The organism is Micromonospora sp. NPDC047730 (genome assembly GCF_043204765.1).
GTDB lineage: Bacteria > Actinomycetota > Actinomycetes > Mycobacteriales > Micromonosporaceae > Micromonospora.
In genome coordinates, this window is sequence record NZ_JBIDCU010000005.1 from 105,173 (window position 1) to 123,573 (window position 18,401).

Sequence of the window (18,401 nt, forward strand, 5' to 3'; positions counted from 1 at the left end):
GCGGAGCGAGCGAACCATCGGGCTCAGCAGCGGCACCGACGGCGTGGACGGCGTCCCGGGGCTGGTCACCCTGCACGTGTGGCGCACCTCCCGCGCCGCGCTGCCCCGGGCGCTGACCCGGATGGCGGTCGACCCCCGCCGGCTGCGCGCGCTGCCCGGCGTGCGGTTCGGCAAGCTACTCGGCACCGGGACCGGCACCGGCTTCGGGCCAGGCGACGCCGACCTGACCCGGTGGGCGGCGCTGACCGTGTGGGACTCCCCCGCCGCGTCCGCCCGCTTCGACGACTCGCCGGTGGGGCGCGCCTGGGCGCGTCTCTCCCGCGCGGCCGTCCGGGTCGACCTGCGCCCGCTGAGCAGCCGGGGCGAGTGGTCGGGCCGACGGCCGTTCGGGGAGCCGTCCGGCGGCCGGGTCACCGGCCCCGTGCTGGCGCTGACCCGGGCCCGGCTGCGCCCCCGGCGGGCGGTCACCTTCTGGCGGGCGATTCCCCCGGTGGCCGCCGCGTTGCACGCCGCGCCCGGCCTGCTGGCCCGGTTCGGCGTCGGCGAGGCCCCGCTGGGCTGGCAGGGCACGGTGAGCGTGTGGCGTGACCCGGCGGACCTCGTGGCGTTCGCGTACCGTCACCCGGAGCACCGCGCCGCGATCATGCGGACCCCCACCGAGGGGTGGTACGCGGAGGAACTCTTCGCACGGTTCGAGGTGCGCGACGTGGTCGGTGACCGGGCGGTGCTGGGATGGGTCGCGGACGGCGGCCCGGGAGCGGTGGAGGGTGCACGGTCATGAGGTTGGTGCGGTGGACACCGGACGATCTCGTCCGACGGCTGGACGACGTGGTGGCCGTCTACGGCGAGGCCATGGGGTACCGCACCGACCTGCTGGAGGCGCGGCGCGGCTACATCGCCACCCACGTACGCCGGCCCGGCTTCCGCGCCGTCGCCAGCCTGACCAGCGAGGGTCACCTGGCCGGCTTCGGCTACGGCTACCTCGGCGCCCCCGGGCAGTGGTGGCACGACCAGGTGTGGCGGGCGCTGCACGCCCCGGCCCGGCAGCGCTGGCTGACCGACTGCTTCGAGGTGGTGGAGCTGCACGTCCGGCCGCCCGCGCAGGGGCACGGCCTGGGCGCGGGGCAACTGCGGGCCCTGCTCACCCTGGCGGAGGGGACGACCACCCTGCTCTCCACGCCGGAGGCCGACGAGCAGCGGTCCCGGGCCTGGCGGCTGTACCGCCGGTTCGGCTTCGTCGACGTCCTGCGCCACTTCCACTTCCCCGGCGACGAGCGCCCGTTCGGCGTGCTCGGCCGGGACCTGCCGCTGGAGCCGCCGACGCCCGCCCCGACCGGCCGGGCCGGTCGGGCCGCGCCGTGACCCGGCGGCTGTCCTGGGCGCTGCTGGCCGTACTGGTGCTGGCGCAGATCTGCTACCCGCTGACCACCGGGGAGACCCGGGCCCGGCTGACCGTCGCCACCGTCGTGCTCGGCTACCTGCTCTCGGTCGGCCACGCGCTGCTCAGCCGGGGCCCGCGTACGGCGGCGGCACTGGTCGCGGTGGCCACCGTCGGCGGATTCGCCATCGAGGCGCTCGGCGTGGCCACCGGCTTCCCGTTCGGCAGCTACGACTACTCCGGCGAGCTGGGGCCGAAGCTGGCCGGAGTGCCGCTGATCATCCCGCTGGCCTGGACGTGGATGGCCTGGCCGGCCTGGCTGGCCGCCACCCGGCTGACCGGCGGCGACGCCGGAGACCTGCCCGGGCGCCGGGGTGACGCCGGGGGCCGACCGGGACGCCGGGACGGCCGGTTCCCCGTCCGGCGGATCGCGCTGGCCGCCGTCGGGCTGGCCGCCTGGGACCTCTTCCTCGACCCGCAGATGGTGACCGAGGGCTACTGGGTCTGGCGGGACGCCACCCCCGCGCTGCCCGGCCTGCCCGGCATCCCGGTGAGCAACTACCTGGGCTGGCTGCTCTTCGCCGTGCTGATGATGGGCGCGCTGCGTCCGCTGGCCGGGCCCGCCGTCGCCGGCACCGACGGGCGGGACCACCCGATGTTCGCGCTCTGGCTGTGGACGTACTTCTCCAGCGTGCTGGCCCACGCGGTCTTCCTCGACCTGCCCGCCTCGGCGCTGTGGGGCGCGGCCGGCATGTCGGTGGCCGCCGTGCCGCTGGCGGTGACGCTGGTCCGCGCCCGCCGCGACGACCGGATCCAACCCCGTCAGCCGCAGCGCCCCGGCGTCGACGCGACGGCATGACCGCCGTCCTCGCGCTGCTGCTCGGCGTCGCCGCGTTGACCGCGCACACCCTGGTCAACGCCGGCCACTGGCTGCGCCGCCCGACCGACCGGCCGGCGCCGGTCACCGAGCCCGTGGCGGTGCTGCTGCCGCTGCGCGACGAGGCCGGGCGGGTCGCCCCCTGCCTGCGCGCGCTGCTCGCCCAGCGGGGCGTGCCGGCGCTGCGCGTCGTGGTGCTCGACGACGGGTCGACCGACGGCACGGCGGAGGTGGTCCGCGCGGTGGCCGGCGACGATCCCCGGGTCACCCTGTTCGACGGGGTCGCACCGCCGCCGGGCTGGCTGGGCAAGCCGCACGCCTGCTGGCAGCTGGCCGCCCGCGCCGATCCCACGGCGACCGTCCTGGTCTTCCTCGACGCCGACGTGGTGCTCGCCCCGGACGCGGTCGCGGCGGCGGTCACCGAGCTGCGCGCCGCGCGGGTGACGCTGCTGTCTCCGTACCCCCGGATCCTGGTGGCGACGGCGGCCGACCGGCTGGTCCAGCCGCTGCTGCAGTGGCTGTGGCTGACCTTCCTGCCGCTGCGGGCGATGGAGCGCTCGCCGCGGCCGTCGCTGGCCGCCGCGGGCGGGCAGTTCCTGGTGGTGGACCGGGCGGGCTACGACGCGGCCGGCGGGCACGCCGCGGTCGCGGACCGGATCCTGGAGGACATCGAGCTGGCCCGCGCGGTCAAGCGGGCCGGCGGCCGGATCGCCCTCGCCGACGGCTCCCGGCTGGCCGCCTGCCGCATGTACGAGGACTGGCCGCAGCTGCGCGACGGCTACACGAAGTCGCTCTGGGCGACCTTCGGCCACCCGGGGGCCGCCGCCGCGGTGGTGGTCCTGCTGCTCCTGCTGTACACCGCTCCCCCGCTGCTGGCGGCGGGCGCCCTGGCCGTCGGCGCGCCGGCGGTGGCCGCCGCGGCGCTGGTCGCCTACCTGCTCGGGGTGGCCGGACGGGTGGTCAGCGCCCGGGCGACCGGCGGGCGGTGGTGGCCCGACGCGCTGGCACACCCCGTGTCGGTCGTGGTCCTCGGCTGGCTGACCCTGCGGTCGTACCATCTGCGGAAGCGGCGACGCCTGTCCTGGCGCGGCCGCCCCGTCACCTAGGGAGGCGCGGCATGGCGCGGATCGTGGTCGTCGGCGCCGGGGTGGGCGGGCTGGCCACCGCCGCCCGGCTGGCCGCCACCGGGCACGAGGTCACCGTGCTCGAACGCGCGGACACGGTGGGCGGCAAGCTCGGCCGGTACGTCCACGACACCCCGGCCGGCCCGTTCCACTTCGACACGGGGCCGAGCCTGCTCACCCTGCCCGACGTCTTCCACGACCTGTTCGAGGCGACCGGCGCGAAGCTCGACGAGTACCTGGACCTGGTGCCGGTGGACCCGATCGTGCGGCACGTCTTCCCCGGCGGCGGCCCGGCCCTCGACTCGTGCGCCGACCCGGCCGAGTTCGCCGCCCGGATCGGCGCGGCCTTCGGCGACCGGGCCGCGGCGGACTGGCAGCGGCTGTGGCGCCGGGCCGCGCGGGTCTGGCAGGCGTCGCACCAGGACGTCCTGCGCCGCCCGATCGGCTCCCCGCTGGACCTGGCCGCGCTGGCCTGGCGGCTGGGCGATCTGGCCGCCATCGGGCCCGGCCGGACGCTGCGCGGGCTGGGCCGGCGACACCTGTCCGACCCCCGGCTGCGGATGCTGCTCGACCGGTACGCCACCTACACCGGCGCCGACCCGCGCCGCGCGCCGGCCGCGCTGGTCGCCGTGCCGTACGCCGAGCTGGCCTTCGGCGGCTGGTACCTGCGCGGCGGGCTGGGCACGCTCGCCGACGCGCTGCTGACCCGCTGCCTGGACCTCGGCGTGGTCGTGCAGACCGGCGCCACGGTCACCCGGATCGACGCCGCGGGCGGCCGGGTGCACGGCGTACGCCTGCGCGGCGTCACCGCGCCGGTCCCCGCCGACGTGGTGGTGGCCAACGTCGACGCGCTTACCCTCTACCGGGACCTGCTGCCCAGCCCGCGCCGGCTGGCCGGGCTGACCGACCGCAGCCTGGCCGGCTTCGTGCTGCTGCTCGGCGTCGCCGGGAGCTCGGGGCTGGCCCACCACACCGTGTTCTTCCCCCGCGACCACGACGCCGAGTTCGACGCGGTCTTCGGCCGGCCGGGGCGTGGCGTACGCGCCCGACCGGCGGCGGACCCTACCGTCTTCGTCACCGTGGCCGACGACCCGGTGGTCCGTCCGGCCGGCCACGAGGCGTGGTTCGTGCTGGTCAACGCGCCCCGGCACGGCACCGCCGCCGGCGCGGTCGACTGGCGCCGGCCCGGCCTCGCCGAGGCGTACGCCGACCGGCTCCTCGACGTGCTGGCCGAGCGCGGCGTCGACGTACGGGACCGGCTGGTGTTCCGGGAGGTCCGCACCCCGGCCGACCTGGCCGACGCGACGGGCGCCCCGGGCGGGGCGATCTACGGCACCGCCGGCGGCCTGCTCCGCCCGGCCAACCGGGGTCCGGCGCACGGGCTGTGGCTGGTCGGCGGCTCCAGCCACCCCGGGGGCGGCCTGCCGATGGTGACGCTCTCCGCCCAGATCGTCGCCGACGAGATCGGCCCCGCCTGGTAGGGCCGGCTGATGTAAGGAAGGGCACCTTCTTAACGCCTGAGGTAGAGGAAGGGCCCCTTCCTCACACCTCGGCAGCCCGGTCAGCCGGCGTCGATCAGGGCGCGGCGGACGGCGGAGAGGAGCTGGCCCAGCCCGAAGCCGGCCAGCAGCACCCAGACGGCGGTCGCCATGGTGATGGTGCCGGCCGCCAGGTCCGGCTCGATCAGCCCGGTCAGCCCGGCCAGCAGGAGCCCGACCAGGGCGACCGAGACCCGGGTGGGGCGCTCCCCCACGGTCACCGCGCCGATCTCCCGCATGCCGGCGGAGACCGCGCGGGCGCGCACGTACTCGTGCAGCCAGGAGAGCGCGCCGGCGGTCGCGACGAGCGCCCCGGGCGCCCCGATCAGCCAGAACGCGGCCAGCCAGGCGACCTCGCCGAGCCGGTCGGCCAGCGAGTCGTAGACGTAGCCGAGCCGGGTGGTGCGGTTCGTGGCCACCGCCACCGCGCCGTCGACGCTGTCCGCCACCGCGGCGAGCAACACGAACAGCGCCCCGAGGAAGGGGCCGTTCTGCGGCCGTACGGCGAACAGCGGCACGCAGGCGCAGAGCAGCACGCCGACCACGGTGACCGGCGTCGGGCCGACCCGCAGCCGGCCCAGCACGAACCCGACGTGGTAGGCGAACCGCAGCCAGGCGCGGACGACCGGGGCCGCCGCCCGCGGGTCGAAGCCCCCGTGCAGCCGGGCCCAGGCCGTGGCGTACTCGTCCCAGTTCAGCTGTGTGCCCACCACCGATCAACCGTCGCAGCGGCGCTCAGGTGTCGCGGCGTGTGCGGTCACACCCGCGCGCCGACCTGGAGGTTGTGCCAGACCTCGCGGGTCGCGGTGGAGCGGTTGAGGGTGATGAAGTGAATCCCCGGCACGCCCTCGTCGAGCAGCCGCCGGCACATCTCGCTGGCCTGCTCGACGCCGAGCCGGCGCACCGCCTCCGGGTCGTCGGCGATCGCCGCGAACCGCTCGGCCAGGGCCGGTGGGAAGGGCGCCCCGGAGAGCTGCACGGAACGCTCGATCGTGCCGATCTGGGTCACCGGCATCACTCCGGCCAGGATCGGGGTGTCGCAGCCGGCCGCGGCGACCCGGTCGCGCAGCCGCAGGTAGTCGTCGGCGTCGAAGAACATCTGGGTGATCGCGAACTCGGCGCCGGCCCGGCACTTGCGGACGAAGTGCTCCGTGTCGCTGGCCACGTCGGGCGAGCGCGGGTGCTTGTACGGGAACGCCGCCACTCCCACGCTGAAGTCGCCGGCGTCACGCACCAGGCGGACCAGGTCCTCGGCGTAGAGCACGCCCTCGGGGTGGCGGACCCACTCGCCGCCCGGGTTGCCCGGCGGGTCGCCCCGCACGGCGAGCACGTTGCGCACCCCGACCCCGGCGAGCCGGCCGATGACGTGGCGCAGCTCGGCGACGGAGTGGTCGACCGCGGTCAGGTGGGCCATCGGCAGCAGGGTGGTCTCGGTGGCGATCCGCTCGGTGACCGCGACCGTGGTGTCGCGGGTCGACCCGCCCGCGCCGTAGGTGATCGAGACGAACGAGGGACGCAGCGACTCCAGCTCCCGGATCGCCTGCCACAGCAGCCGCTCGCCCTGCTCGGTCTTGGGCGGGAAGAACTCGAACGAGAAGGTCGGCTGGTGGTCACGGATCAGCTCCCCGATCGCCGGCTGCGGATTGGGGAGGACCGAGGGAAGACCGAGCGCCACCCCACGACTCTAGCGGGCGGGGCACGCCGCGCCCGAGACCTTCCCACAGCGGGGGACGCCGGCCGCGCGGGTCGACGCGCCCCCACCGCACCGGGACCGGGCGGCCGGCGCCGGTCGACGCCCCGCCCTGCGGTTCGGGGGCCGAACGGTCCGCGCGGGGGCGGTGTCCGAGCCGCAGGGCGCCGACCACTTCCCGGCCCCGCCTGCCGGGAGACGGGTCGCCGGCGCGGAGCGGCCCCGGGTCCGCCCGGCCGGGGCCGGAAAGCGTCGTACCCCCGGAGTAGTCATGGTGTAGCGCGGGGCGGGCCGGCCGGAGGTCGACCTGTCGGGGGCACGCGCGGGGGTCAGCCTTCCACCGGTGACGCACGGGTCCCGTCCGGGCCTGCGCCGCCGCCCGCGCCGACGCCCCGCCCGGAGGACCGATGACGCCGCCCCCACCCGCTCCGCAGCTGCTCGGGCCGCTGTTAGCCCAGCTCCGGCTGGCCCGGGGCTGGAGCCAGTTGCGGCTCGCGGTCGAGCTCTGCGCCGCCTCCGGGGTGCCGACGCTCAGCCGGCACGAGGTCTCCCGGTGGGAACGGCAGCTGCGCGTCCCCGGCGAGTTCTGGCTCGGCTGGCTCGCCGTCGTCCTCGCGGTGCCGCTCGACCTGCTGGCCGACGCCGCGGCCCGCACCCGGCGTCTCGGTCCGCCGCCGTCCTTCGGCGGGTCCCGGTCCCGGGCGGCGCTGCTCGCCCTGGCCGAGCGCTGGCTGGTCGACCCGCGCGCCGCGCTGCTGCCCGGCGCGCCCGCCCGACCGACCGACGACCCGGGCGACGCCGAGACCTGCCCGGCCGGGTCCGGGCAACCGGCCGACGACCGGGACCTCCCGGTCGGGTCCGGCGCACCGCCTCGGGTCCCGGCCCGGCCGGCGGCTCCGGTGGTGGCCGAGGGCCCCGGGCCCCACCCGGCCCGGCCTTGTGCCCGGCCGGTGCGGCTGGCGGAGCTGCGCCGGCTCGACGACCTCGCCGGCGGGGCCGACCTGGCCGGGCTCGGGGCGCACTGGCTGCGGCGGGCGGTGCGGGCGTTGGCGGGGTGCGGGCCGGCCGCGCGCCGCCGGCTGCTGCCCGAGCTGGCCGAGTCGGCCCAGCTCGCCGGCTGGCTCGCCGCCGATGCCGGGGACGCGGCCGGCGCGCTGGACGCCTACCGGTTGGCGTTGCGCGCCGCCGCGACCGCCGGTGACCCGGCGTTCGCCGGGCACGTGCTCGGCTCGGCCAGCCACCTGCTCGCCGGCGTGGGCGACCCGGAGGGCGCGCTGGTGCTGGCCCGCGCGGCGTACACCGGGGCGCGGCCGTGGGCCACCCCCGGCCTGCGCGCCCTGCTGCTGCACCGGGTGGCGCTGGCGGCGGCGACCGGGGGTCGGGCCGGGGCGGCGCGGCAGGCGCTCGAGGCGGCCCGCCGCGTGACCGACGCGCCGGAGCCGGGCCGGGAGCCGCCGTGGCTCTACTGGCTCGACAGCCTGGAGCTGGCGGCGATGGCCGGGCGCGCGCTGGTCGCGCTGGGCCGGCCGCGCCCGGCCGAGGCGCCGCTGCACGCCGTCCGGCAGCCCGGTCGCCCGCGCACCTCGGCGATCTACGGCGGCTGGCTGGCCCGCGGCTACCTCCAGCTCGGCGAGGTGGAGCGGGCCTGCGCCGTGGCCGGCGAGGCGCTGCTCGACGCGGTCCGCGCCGGGTCGCCCCGGGCGCTGGGCCACCTGGCCGAGGTGCGGCGGCGGCTGGCCGGGCACGGCGACGAGCCGGCCGTCCGGCGCTACCGGGCGCTGGTCGCGACGGCCGGCCCGTACCTGCCCCGCCCTGGGTCGCCGCCCGGACCGGGCGGCCGACGGGGTCCGGCGACGCGTTCGGCGCGTCGGGCCCCCGGCGGTGCGGCGGGGTCGAGCCCGACCGGCTAGCGTCGTGGGGTGACCCACGCTGCTCCCGTTTCCCCGGTCGACCGTGCCGGGCTGCGTCAACGGATCGACAAGGCCCTGGCCGAGTTCCTGGCCGGCCAGCGCACCTGGATGACCGGCGTCGACGACGCCCTGATGCCGGTCGCCGAGGCGATCGAGGCGTTCGTGCTGGGCGGCGGCAAGCGGCTGCGGCCGGCGTTCGCCTACTGGGGCTACCGGGGCGCCGGCGGGGTGGACTCCGACCATGTCGTCACCGCTCTCGCGGCGCTGGAGTTCGTGCAGGCCAGCGCGCTGATCCACGACGACCTGATGGACCGCTCCGACACCCGGCGCGGGGAGCCGGCGGTGCACCGCCGGTTCGCGGCCCGGCACCAGGCGGCCGGCTGGGGCGGCGACGCGCACGGCTTCGGCGACGCCGCGGCCATCCTGCTGGGCGATCTCTGCCTGGTCTGGTCGGACGAGCTGCTGCACTCCTCCGGGCTGGACCCGCGCACGGTCGCCCGCGCCCGGCCCGTCTTCGACGAGATGCGCACGGAGGTCACCGTCGGCCAGTACCTCGACGTGCTGACCCAGGCCACGGGCGACACCTCGCTGGAGCGGGCCGGCAAGGTCGCCCGCTACAAGTCGGCGAAGTACACGGTCGAGCGGCCGGTGCTGCTCGGCGCCGCGCTGGCCGACGCGCCGGCCGAGGTCGTGGCGGCGTACTCCGGGTACGGGCTGCCGTTGGGCGAGGCGTTCCAGCTCCGCGACGACGTGCTGGGGGTGTTCGGCGACCCGGCCCAGACCGGCAAGCCCGCCGGCGACGACCTGCGCGAGGGCAAGCGGACCTATCTGGTGGCGGCGGCCCTGGAGGCGACGGACGAGGCGGGGCGCGAGCTGCTGCTCGGCGGGCTCGGCGATCCCGGGCTGGACGAGACCGGGGTCGCCCGGCTGCGAGAGATGATCAGTGACAGCGGCGCGCTGGCGCGTACCGAGCAGCGGATCGCCGCGCTGACCGACACCGCGCTGTCCGCGCTGGCTACCGTCGACCTGGAGACCGAGGCCCGGCAGTCCCTGGTCGACCTGGCCATCGCCGCCACCCGCCGCACGGACTGACCGCGCCCCACCCACGCCGCCCCGTCCCCAGCCCACCCACGCCGCCCTGCGGTCGACTTGCCCAGACCCGGCCGGCCGGCCGGCGATCTTGCACGTTCGGCCCGCGTTTTGTCCCGTGTGCCCGGAAATGCCGGGACACAAAGTGCAAGATCGCGGGGGTGGAGGGCGGGGAGGGGGCGGGAGGGGCGGGCTAGAAGCCGAGGGCTTGGGCGCGGCGTTTGATCTCGCGGGCCTGGTCGCCGGCGAGCGCCTTCGCCGGGGTGGCGCCGGGGAGGGTCTCGTCCGGCTCGTAGAGCCAGCGCAGCGCGGCCTCGTCGTCGTAGCCGGCGTCGGCCAGCAGGTTGAGCACGCCGGGCAGGTGCTTGAGCACGGTCTTGTTGGCCACCAGGTCGGTCGGGATCCGGCGGACGCCGTCGCGGCGCACCGCGATCAGCTCGCGGTCCCGGATCATCTGGTGGACCTTACTGATCGACACGTCGAGGCGCTCGGCCACGTCCGGCAGGGTCAGCCAGTCGGCGGCGTCGGCGGGGCCGGCGGTCTCGGGGGCGGGCACGGCCCGGTCGGCGGGTACGGAGTCGGTCACCCGACCACCCTGCCATGCCCCGGCCGGCCGAAACCAACGGCACCCCGATGAGGTGGCTGAGCAGGTCGGACAGGCGGCGCGAGCGCGACGGGAAGGCTCCCGTCGTAGCCCGGCTGTACCATCCTGTTCAACCTTCACCCTCCGGGCACATAGACTCCCTGCCGATGGACACACAGGTCGCCGACACGTTGCTGGGCTCGCTGATCGACGGGCGCTACCGCATCCGCGGTCGCGTGGCTCGTGGCGGCATGGCGACCGTGTACACCGCCACCGACGAGCGCCTCGAGCGCACCGTGGCGGTCAAGATCATTCATCCGTCCCAGGCGCCCGAGACCCAGGCCCAGGCGGCGGGCTTCGTGGCGCGGTTCACCGACGAGGCGAAGACGATCGCCCGGCTGACCCACCCGAACGTGGTCGCGGTCTACGACCAGGGCACCCATGCCGGCCTGCCCTACCTGGTGATGGAGTACGTCCGCGGCCGCACCCTGCGCGACGTGCTCGCCGAGCGGCGCCGGCTCGACCCCGACGAGGCGCTGGCCATCGCCGAGCAGATGCTCGCCGCGATCGCCGCCGCGCACCGGGCCGGGCTGGTGCACCGCGACGTGAAGCCGGAGAACGTGCTGGTCGCCGAGGCACCCACCGGCGGCACGGGCAACCTCGTCGACAGCGTGGTCAAGGTCGCCGACTTCGGGCTGGCCCGGGCCGTCGAGGCGAGCGCCGACGACGAGAACGGCAACCAGCTGATGGCCACGGTCGCGTACGTCGCCCCGGAGCTGGTCACCGAGGGGCACGCCGACCCCCGCACCGACGTCTACTCCGCCGGCATCGTGCTGTTCGAGATGCTCACCGGCCGGGTGCCCTACGACGGGGACCGGCCGGTCGACGTCGCCTGGCAGCACGTCGACCGGGACGTCCCGGCGCCGTCGACGCTGGTGCCCGGCCTGCCGAAGGTGCTGGACGACCTGGTCGCCCGGGCCACCCGGCGTGATCCGGGCGCCCGGCCGACCGACGCGGGCGCGCTGCTGGCCGAGGTGCAGGTGGCCCGGGACGACCTGGGCAACGCGAACACGCGTACCGCCGTGTTGCGCCGGGTGGCCGACGAACCGGCGGTGTCCCAGCCGACGATGGTGGTGGCGGCGGTCCAGCCGGTCGAGCGGCCGGCCTGGGCCCGGCTGCCCGACGGCGGCGCTCCGCGGGCGGGCCGTCGCCGGGCCGCCGCGGCCGAGGAGGACGAGAGCCTGGGGTCGCGGCTGTCCGCGCTGCGCGGCCGGGTGATGGGCGACCCACGGGGCCGGATGGCGGTCATCGCCGCCCTGGTGGTGTTGGGCCTGGTGGCCGCCGGGGGCGGCTGGTGGTTCGGGGTCGGCCGCTACACGGTGGCGCCGCAGTTGGTGACCCTGAGCAAGGCCGACGCGGAAGCGCAGGCCGCCCGCGCCGGCTTCACCCTCGCCTACGCCGAGCCGCGCTACGACGAGAAGGTCCCGAAGGACGCCGTCCTGGCGCAGGATCCTGTCTCCGCCACCCGCATCGTCAAGGGCGGCACGATCACGCTGACCCTTTCGCTGGGGCCGGAGCGTTTCCCGGTGCCCGACGTGGTCGGCAAGGAGTTCGAGCTGGCCGAGGCGGATCTGCTCGACGCGAAGCTGGTGGTGGCGAAGGGCACCGCCCGCTACGACGACAACCTGCCCGCGGGCGTCGTGGTGGACACCAACCCGAAGGTGGGCACCGAGGCCAAGCCGGGCGACAAGGTCACCGTGATCCTGAGCAAGGGCAAGGCCCCGATCTCGGTGCCGAACCTGGTCGGCAAGAGCCTGGCCGAGGCCCGGACGATCCTCGCCCAGCTGGGCCTGGTGCTGGTCGAGCCGCCCACCTACAAGGACTCCGACAAGCCCAGGGACGAGGTCCTCGGGCAGAGCCCGGCGGACGGCACCGGGGTGGAGCGGGGCGCCAAGGTCAAGCTGGAGATCAGCAAGGGCCCGCCGCTGGTCCCCGTGCCCCGGGTCATCGACCTGCCGTGCCAGCAGGCCAAGCAGGTACTGGAGAGTCAGCAGTTCCCGGTGGTGATCCAGTTCAACCCGAACGGCATCACCCGCTTCCAGAACCCGCCGGAGAACACGCAGGTGCCGCCGGGCACCCAGGTCACCATCGGATGCCTGTGACGATGCCGGACACCACGAGATGATGGCGCAGGACGGGACGGCGGCGCAGGACGGGACGGCGCAGCACCGGCCGGTCGGCTCGCACACGCCCACCTCCGGCGGCCTGGCGAAGGCGGCCCTGCCGTACGCCGACGCGGCCGGCTCGCAGGTCGTGCAGGTCTACGTCTCCAACTCGCGGGGCTGGGCGCTGCCGGCCGGCGACCCGGCCCAGGACACGCTGTTCCGCGACGGCTGCGGCGAGCGGGGCATGCCGGTCTTCATCCACGCGTCGCTGCTGGTCAACCTCGGCTCCCCCACGGCCAACACGGTCGAGCGCTCGGCGGAGACGCTGGCCCACGCGCTGCGCCGGGGCCGGGCGATCGGCGCCGAGGGCGTGGTCTTCCACGCCGGCAGCGCGGTCGACGAGAGTCACGCCGACGCGGCGATGCGGCAGCTCCGCGAGACGCTGCTGCCGCTGCTCGACGAGGCGGAGGCGGCGGGCGGCCCGCGGCTGCTGGTCGAGCCGAGCGCGGGCGGCGGCCGATCGCTGGCGTCCCGGGTGGAACAGCTCGGGCCCTACCTCGACGCGGTGGACGGCCATCCCTGGCTCGGGGTCTGCTTCGACACCTGCCACGCCTGGGCCGCAGGGCACGACCTGGCCGCCGAGGGCGGCATGACCGCGACGCTGGACACGCTGGTGGCGACGGTCGGGGCCGGGCGGCTGCGGCTGGTGCACGCGAACGACTCGAAGGACCTGTGCGGCTCGACCCGGGACCGGCACGAGAACATCGGCAAGGGCACCATCGGCGAGCCGGCGTTCGCCGAGCTGATGGCGCACCCGGCCACCGCCGGCGTCCCGATCGTGGTGGAGACCCCGACAGAAAAGCACGTCGGCCACGCCGCCGACATCGCCACCCTCAAACGCCTGCACCCCTGAGACGTCGCCCGTCCGCCCCGGTCCGGACGGGCCGGAGCTGGGCGGAGTTCGCCCACGGCGGCCCGGGCCCACGCGCCGCGATCCCCCCAGGCGCCCGGGCATCCCGGACGCGCCGTGGCCTCCGTAACGGCTCGGCCCCGCGTGCCCGCGCCGGGCGTCAGCCCCTGAGGATGCGGGTGACGACCTCGACGGCCCGGTCGATGCCGGCGTCGTCGACGTCCATGTGGGTGACCAGGCGGGCGACACGAGGGCCGAGGACCGACACGAGGACGCCCTCGGCGCGGGCGGCGGCGGCCAGGGCGTGCGCGTCCAGCGGCGCCTTCGTCAGGTCCAGCGGCACCAGGTTGGTCCGGACCGCGCCGGCCAGCACCCCGAACGGGGCGATCGCCTCGGCGAGCCGGGCCGCCTTCGCGTGGTCGGCGGCGAGCCGGTCGACGTGGTGGGCCAGCGCGTACCGGCCGGCCGCGGCGAGGATGCCGGCCTGCCGCATCCCACCGCCCATCCGCTTACGGATGAAACGGGCCCGCTCGATCTGCTCGGCGCTGCCGACGACCAGCGAGCCGACCGGCGCGCCGAGCCCCTTGGAGAGGCAGACCGACAGGGTGTCGAAGAGGGCGCCGTACTCGGCCAGCGGCACGCCGTCGGCGACGTGCGCGTGCCAGATCCGGGCGCCGTCGCAGTGCAGCGCCACCTGCGCGTCGTCGGCGACCCGGCGCAGCTCGCGCAGGGTCGCCAGCGGGATCACCCCGCCGCCACCCCGGTTGTGGGTCTGCTCCACCGCGATCGCGCGGGTGGGCACCGCCCAGTAGCCGTCCGGGCGGATCATGGCGGCGACCGCGTCCGGGTCGATGTCCGCGCCGACCGCCGGCCACGTCCGGGAGGAGATGCCGCCGTACGCGGCCGCGGCCCCGATCTCGTACGTCACCACGTGGGCGTCGGCGTCGCAGAGCAGTTCGTTGCCGGGCGGCACCAGCAGTTGCAGGGCGATCTGGTTGGCCATCGACCCGGTCGGGGCGAACAGCGCCGCCTCGTGCCCGAAGAGCGCGGCGACCTCGGCTTCGAGGGCGTTGACCGTCGGGTCCTCGCCGTAGACGTCGTCGCCGACCTCGGCGGTGGCCATCGCCTCTCGCATCCCCGGCGTGGGCCGGGTCACGGTGTCGGAACGGAGGTCGACGATCTCGTCAGCCACGCAGCATCTCCGCCACCAGGAAGGCCAGCTCCAGCGACTGCTGGGTGTTCAGTCGCGGGTCGCAGGCGGTCTCGTACCGGTCGGGCAGGTCGAGGTCCTCGATGCCCTGGGCGCCGCCGAGGCACTCGGTGACGTCCTCACCGGTCAGCTCGACGTGCAGGCCGCCGGGGTGGGTCTCCAGGCCCCGGTGCACCTCGAAGTAGCCGAGCACCTCGTCGACGATGCGGTCGAAGTGCCGCGTCTTGTAGCCGTTGGACGACTCGTGCGTGTTGCCGTGCATCGGGTCGCACTGCCAGACCACCTTGGCGCCGGCGGCGGTCACCTTGGCGACGATCGGCGGCAGGGCGTCGCGGACCTTGTGGTTGCCCATCCGGCTGATCAGGGTGAGCCGGCCGGGGATGTTGTCCGGGTTGAGCTTCTCGCAGAGCTCGATCGCCTCGTCCGGGGTGGTGGTGGGGCCGAGCTTGACCCCGATCGGGTTGGCGATGCGGGAGATGAAGTCGATGTGCGCGCCGTCGATCTGCCGGGTGCGCTCGCCGATCCACAGGAAGTGCCCCGACAGGCCGTACGCCCGGCGGTCGGAGACCCGCGTGAGCGCCCGGTCGTACTCCAGGGCGAGGGCCTCGTGGGAGCAGTAGAGGGTGACGGTGCGCAGGGCCTCGTCGTCGGTCATCCCGCAGGCACGGATGAACGCCAGCGCCCGGTCGATCTCCCGAGCGATCGCCTCGTAGCGCTCGCCGGCCGGCGAGTTCTTCACGAAGCCCTTGTTCCAGTCGTGCACGGCGTGCAGGTCGGCCAGCCCGCCGGCCAGGTAGGCGCGGAGCATGTTCATCGCGGCGGCCGAGTTCGCGTACGCCCGGATCATGCGCTGCGGGTCGGCGGCCCGCGCCTCCGGCGTGGCCTCCAGCGAGTTGATCATGTCGCCGCGGTAGGCCGGCAGCCCGCGTGCGTCGGTCGGCAGCGACCGGGGCTTGGTGTACTGCCCGGCGACCCGGGCGACCTTGACCACGGGCAGCGAGGCGCCGTAGGTGAGCACGATCGCCATCTGGAGCAGGGTGCGGGCGTTGGCCAGCAGGTGGCTCTCGGTGTTGTCGGCGAAGGTCTCCGCGCAGTCACCGCCCTGGAGCAGGAACGCCTTGCCCTCGCAGACCAGCGCGAGCCGCTGGCGGAGCTGGTCGACCTCGTAGGGCGCCACCACCGAGGGCACGGTGTCGAGCACCTTGCAGACCTCGGCGACCCCGGCCGGGTCCGGCCACGGCGGGGTCTGCGCGCGGGGCAGCTCCCGCCAGCGGTCCAGGCCGAGGGCCGCGTCCTCGGCGGAGTCGATGGTCGGGCGGCTGGTCTGCAGCCCCGGGCTGCCCACCGCGGGATGGTTCAGCTGATGCCACTCATGGCGCATGACAGAAAGCGTACGGCGACCGACCGGGCGACCGACCGGCGGAGGGCAGGGTTCCGGCAGGTGAGAGATGACTCACCGGAGCGCAGGTCAGGGCGTCGCGGCCGGAGCCGGGGAGTGGCCGCCCGGCGCCTCGGCGGCGATGCACCAGTCGGCGCCGTCGCGGGTGACCGTGAACAGCAGTGGCCGGGCGACCGTGCGGGAGCCGGCCTTGACCGAGACCGTGGTGCTGACCTCCTGGCCCTGGGGGCCCGGGCGGATGTCGGTGATCTCGGCCTGGGGGACGGTGAAGTGGTCGGCGAAGTCGCCGTTCGGGCCGGTCGCGGCGGCGTCGAAGCCCTCCTGGAGGACGGCGCAGAGCTGGTTGCGGCCGGCCGCGACGTCCTTGGCGGTCATCGCGTCGAGGTACGCCTGCACCCGCTCCCGCGACTTGGCAGCGGCCTCCTCGGCCGGGGCCCGCCCGGGCTTGGTCGCCGGGTCCTCCTCGTTGCCGATGCCGCAGCCGAGCAGGGCGAAGGGCAGGGTTCCCAGCAGTACGGCGCCCGCCGCCAGCCTCCCGTGCGTCGCGCGCATCGCCACCTCCGTCGCCGTGGACATCGAGCCCGTTGAGCGGCGAGTCTGTCACATCGACCGACGTGCCTGGCGGTCCGCCGCGCCCGAACCGGTCCGGGGCCGCCGCTCCCCGTCCGGCGGCGGCGCCGGTCGCCGGCGGCCGAGGGCGCGGGGCGGGTGTCAGGGGCACGGCCGGGCGGGGAGGGACCGGTGCGTCGTCCCTCCCCGCCGTGTGGGTGGTGCGTCGGCCTGCGGCCTAGCCGAGACCGCCCTTGATGGCGCCGATCAGCTCACCGTTGCCGGTGTCACCGGAGAGCTCCCAGAAGAACGCGCCACCGAGGCCCTGGTTCTTCGCGTACGTCATCTTGCCGTTGATGGTCGACGGGGTGTCGTAGCTCCACCAGTTGCTGCCGCACTTGGCGTACGCGGTGCCGCCGACGGTGCCCGTCGCCGGGCAGCTGTTCTTGAGCACCTTGTAGTCCTCGATGCCCTGCTCGTAGGTGCCCGGTGCGGGCCCGGTGGCACTGCCGCCCGGAGCCGCCTGGGTCACCCCGGTCCAGCCCCGACCGTAGAAGCCGAGGCCGAGCAGCAGCTTGTTGGACGGGATGCCCTTGCTCTTGAGCTTCTGGACGGCCGCGTCGGACCAGAAGCCCTGCTGGGGGATGCCGGGGTAGGAGTAGAGCGGGGAGTGCGGGGCGGTGGGGCCCTGCGCGTTGAAGGCGCCGAAGTAGTCGTACGTCATCGGCATGATCCAGTTCAGGTGCGGTGCGGCGCCGGCGTAGTCGGTGGCGTCGATCTTGCCGCCGTTGCTGCCGTCCGCCGTGATCGCGGCGGTGACCAGCGCCGACGAGCCGAACTTCGCGCGCACCGCGCCGACCAGGTTCTTGAAGGCGTTCGGGCCGCTGGCGTCGCAGGTGAGGCCGCAGGCGTTCGGGTACTCCCAGTCGATGTCGATGCCGTCGAAGACGTCCGCCCAGCGCGGGTCCTCGACCAGGTTGTAGCAGGACTCCGCGAAGGCGGCCGGGTTCTGCGCGGCCTGGGTGAAGCCGCCGGACCAGGTCCAGCCGCCGAAGGACCAGAGCACCTTGAGGTTCGGGTACATCTTCTTGAGCTTGCGCAGCTGGTTGAAGCTGCCGCGCAGCGGCTGGTCCCAGGTGTCGGCGACGCCGTCGACGCTGTCCGCCGCGGTGTACGCCTTCTCGTAGTCCGCGTAGCTGTCGCCGATCGTGCAGCGGCCGCCGGTGGTGTTGCCGAAGGCGTACAGGATGTGGGTCAGCTTGGCGGCCGAGCCGCTGGTGTGGATGTTCTTGACGTGGTAGTTGCGGGCGTAGACGCCCCACTGCGCGAAGTAGCCGACGACCTTCTTGCCGCCCGGGTCCGGCGGCGGAGTGGTGGGCGGCGGCGTGGTGGTCGGCGGCGCGGTGGTGGTCGGCGGGGTGCTGCCGCCACCGCACGCCACGCCGTTGATCGTGCAGTTCAACGGCGCCTTGTACCCGCCGGTGCCGTTGTAGCCCCAGCTGAAGGTGGCACCGGGCGCGAGCGGGCCGGCCCAGCTCTTCTTGACCGCGACGTAGTGGTCGCCGGTGCGCGTGACATCCGCGTCCCAGGAGCTGCTGATGCTGGTGCCCGACGGCAGGTCGAACTCGATGCGCCAGGTGCTCACCGAGGAACTCGACCCGTTGGTGACGGTCACCCGGGTCTCGTGACCGGTCCCCCAGTCCTGCACCTTGGTGAAGGCGGCGGTCACGCTGCCGGCGCCGAACGCACTGGCCATCGGGACCGTGGCGGCCGTCACCGCCACGACGGCGCCGATCCAGAGGGCCCGGCGGAGCGATCTCTTCATGTGGCGTCACCCCAAACAGTTAGGAAACTTTCCAAAATGATGCTGCGACGCTACTCACTTCGTCATCACTTCGTCAAGATGTACATGTATCGATTCCCGCTGGGAGCGCGGTCGGCTTCCACCCGGCCCCGCGGCGCGCCCGGCGGCGGCGCGT

General features: G+C 75.4%; 16 protein-coding genes. 9 read left to right on the top strand and 7 right to left on the bottom strand.

Annotation, left to right across the window (positions count from 1 at the left end; genetic code table 11):
* Positions 1-16: 16 nt before the first annotated feature.
* The 5 genes from ACGF5G_RS14530 to ACGF5G_RS14550 are packed head-to-tail and all read left to right on the top strand — an operon-like array spanning position 17 to position 4,860.
* Positions 17-781, top strand: a complete 765-nt coding sequence (locus tag ACGF5G_RS14530) for a monooxygenase (protein WP_393263304.1) — start codon at positions 17-19, stop codon at positions 779-781.
* Positions 778-1,362 (top strand): GNAT family N-acetyltransferase, encoded by a 585-nt coding sequence (locus tag ACGF5G_RS14535; RefSeq protein WP_393262796.1) that lies wholly within the window; start codon positions 778-780, stop codon positions 1,360-1,362. Before ACGF5G_RS14530 ends, ACGF5G_RS14535 begins: the two co-directional genes overlap by 4 nt.
* Entirely contained in the window at positions 1,359-2,237 is an 879-nt protein-coding gene (locus tag ACGF5G_RS14540; RefSeq protein ID WP_393262799.1) for a carotenoid biosynthesis protein, read from the top strand. Before ACGF5G_RS14535 ends, ACGF5G_RS14540 begins: the two co-directional genes overlap by 4 nt.
* Complete coding sequence (locus ACGF5G_RS14545) at positions 2,234-3,361, top strand: glycosyltransferase (protein WP_393262802.1); 1,128 nt, start codon at positions 2,234-2,236, stop codon at positions 3,359-3,361. Before ACGF5G_RS14540 ends, ACGF5G_RS14545 begins: the two co-directional genes overlap by 4 nt.
* 11 nt (positions 3,362-3,372) lie before the next feature.
* A complete protein-coding gene (locus tag ACGF5G_RS14550) occupies positions 3,373-4,860 on the top strand; it encodes a phytoene desaturase family protein (RefSeq protein ID WP_393262804.1) in 1,488 nt (495 codons plus the stop codon).
* Positions 4,861-4,940: 80 nt separating this feature from the next.
* Here ACGF5G_RS14550 and ACGF5G_RS14555 read toward each other — a convergent pair whose 3' ends face one another.
* Both ACGF5G_RS14555 and metF read right to left on the bottom strand, forming a co-directional pair.
* Entirely contained in the window at positions 4,941-5,630 is a 690-nt protein-coding gene (locus tag ACGF5G_RS14555; protein WP_393262806.1) for a CDP-alcohol phosphatidyltransferase family protein, read from the bottom strand.
* Between the two features lie 44 nt (positions 5,631-5,674).
* The gene (gene metF / locus ACGF5G_RS14560) at positions 5,675-6,592 is read right to left on the bottom strand and encodes a methylenetetrahydrofolate reductase [NAD(P)H] (RefSeq protein ID WP_393262809.1); all 918 of its coding nucleotides are present in this window, start codon (positions 6,590-6,592) and stop codon (positions 5,675-5,677) included.
* Positions 6,593-7,014: 422 nt separating this feature from the next.
* Here metF and ACGF5G_RS14565 point away from each other — a divergent pair, with 422 nt between their 5' ends.
* Together ACGF5G_RS14565 and ACGF5G_RS14570 are read left to right on the top strand one after the other, a co-directional pair.
* Entirely contained in the window at positions 7,015-8,517 is a 1,503-nt protein-coding gene (locus ACGF5G_RS14565; RefSeq protein WP_393262812.1) for a transcriptional regulator, read from the top strand.
* Positions 8,518-8,526: 9 nt separating this feature from the next.
* Positions 8,527-9,609, top strand: coding sequence for a polyprenyl synthetase family protein (locus ACGF5G_RS14570; RefSeq protein WP_393262814.1), 1,083 nt, complete (start codon positions 8,527-8,529; stop codon positions 9,607-9,609).
* 190 nt (positions 9,610-9,799) lie between these two features.
* On the opposite strand, the gene ACGF5G_RS14575 is transcribed toward ACGF5G_RS14570, so the two are convergent.
* Positions 9,800-10,192 carry an Rv2175c family DNA-binding protein gene (locus ACGF5G_RS14575; protein ID WP_393262817.1) on the bottom strand — a complete coding sequence of 131 codons (393 nt, stop codon included), beginning with the start codon at positions 10,190-10,192 and terminating at the stop codon, positions 9,800-9,802.
* A 164-nt stretch (positions 10,193-10,356) separates the two neighbouring features.
* On the opposite strand from ACGF5G_RS14575, the gene pknB reads away from it, so the two are divergent.
* Together pknB and ACGF5G_RS14585 are read left to right on the top strand one after the other, a co-directional pair.
* The gene (pknB, locus tag ACGF5G_RS14580) at positions 10,357-12,351 is read left to right on the top strand and encodes a Stk1 family PASTA domain-containing Ser/Thr kinase (RefSeq protein ID WP_393262819.1); all 1,995 of its coding nucleotides are present in this window, start codon (positions 10,357-10,359) and stop codon (positions 12,349-12,351) included.
* Between the two features lie 22 nt (positions 12,352-12,373).
* Positions 12,374-13,267: a deoxyribonuclease IV gene (locus ACGF5G_RS14585; protein WP_393262821.1), complete on the top strand. Its 894-nt coding sequence runs from the start codon at positions 12,374-12,376 to the stop codon at positions 13,265-13,267.
* 157 nt (positions 13,268-13,424) lie between these two features.
* Here ACGF5G_RS14585 and ACGF5G_RS14590 read toward each other — a convergent pair whose 3' ends face one another.
* The 4 genes from ACGF5G_RS14590 to ACGF5G_RS14605 all read right to left on the bottom strand — a co-directional run bounded on the left by ACGF5G_RS14590 (position 13,425) and on the right by ACGF5G_RS14605 (position 18,247).
* Positions 13,425-14,456, bottom strand: coding sequence for a threonine aldolase family protein (locus ACGF5G_RS14590; protein ID WP_393262823.1), 1,032 nt, complete (start codon positions 14,454-14,456; stop codon positions 13,425-13,427).
* On the bottom strand, positions 14,449-15,855 hold the full coding sequence (locus ACGF5G_RS14595) for a class II 3-deoxy-7-phosphoheptulonate synthase (RefSeq protein ID WP_393262824.1): 1,407 nt from the start codon (positions 15,853-15,855) through the stop codon (positions 14,449-14,451). Before ACGF5G_RS14595 ends, ACGF5G_RS14590 begins: the two co-directional genes overlap by 8 nt.
* An 87-nt stretch (positions 15,856-15,942) precedes the next feature.
* Positions 15,943-16,425, bottom strand: coding sequence for a hypothetical protein (locus ACGF5G_RS14600; RefSeq protein WP_393262826.1), 483 nt, complete (start codon positions 16,423-16,425; stop codon positions 15,943-15,945).
* A 235-nt stretch (positions 16,426-16,660) separates the two neighbouring features.
* A complete protein-coding gene (locus ACGF5G_RS14605; RefSeq protein WP_393262828.1) occupies positions 16,661-18,247 on the bottom strand; it encodes a glycosyl hydrolase family 18 protein in 1,587 nt (528 codons plus the stop codon).
* Positions 18,248-18,401 lie beyond the last annotated feature (154 nt).

Coding starts and splice junctions, on each gene's coding strand:
- ACGF5G_RS14535 (WP_393262796.1), top strand. CDS start 778: ATGAGGTTGGTGCGGTGGACACCGGACGATCTCGTCCGACGGCTGGAC.
- ACGF5G_RS14545 (WP_393262802.1), top strand. CDS start 2,234: ATGACCGCCGTCCTCGCGCTGCTGCTCGGCGTCGCCGCGTTGACCGCG.
- ACGF5G_RS14550 (WP_393262804.1), top strand. CDS start 3,373: ATGGCGCGGATCGTGGTCGTCGGCGCCGGGGTGGGCGGGCTGGCCACC.
- ACGF5G_RS14565 (WP_393262812.1), top strand. CDS start 7,015: ATGACGCCGCCCCCACCCGCTCCGCAGCTGCTCGGGCCGCTGTTAGCC.
- pknB (WP_393262819.1), top strand. CDS start 10,357: ATGGACACACAGGTCGCCGACACGTTGCTGGGCTCGCTGATCGACGGG.
- ACGF5G_RS14585 (WP_393262821.1), top strand. CDS start 12,374: ATGGCGCAGGACGGGACGGCGGCGCAGGACGGGACGGCGCAGCACCGG.
- ACGF5G_RS14595 (WP_393262824.1), bottom strand. CDS start 15,855: ATGCGCCATGAGTGGCATCAGCTGAACCATCCCGCGGTGGGCAGCCCG.
- ACGF5G_RS14600 (WP_393262826.1), bottom strand. CDS start 16,425: ATGCGCGCGACGCACGGGAGGCTGGCGGCGGGCGCCGTACTGCTGGGA.
- ACGF5G_RS14605 (WP_393262828.1), bottom strand. CDS start 18,247: ATGAAGAGATCGCTCCGCCGGGCCCTCTGGATCGGCGCCGTCGTGGCG.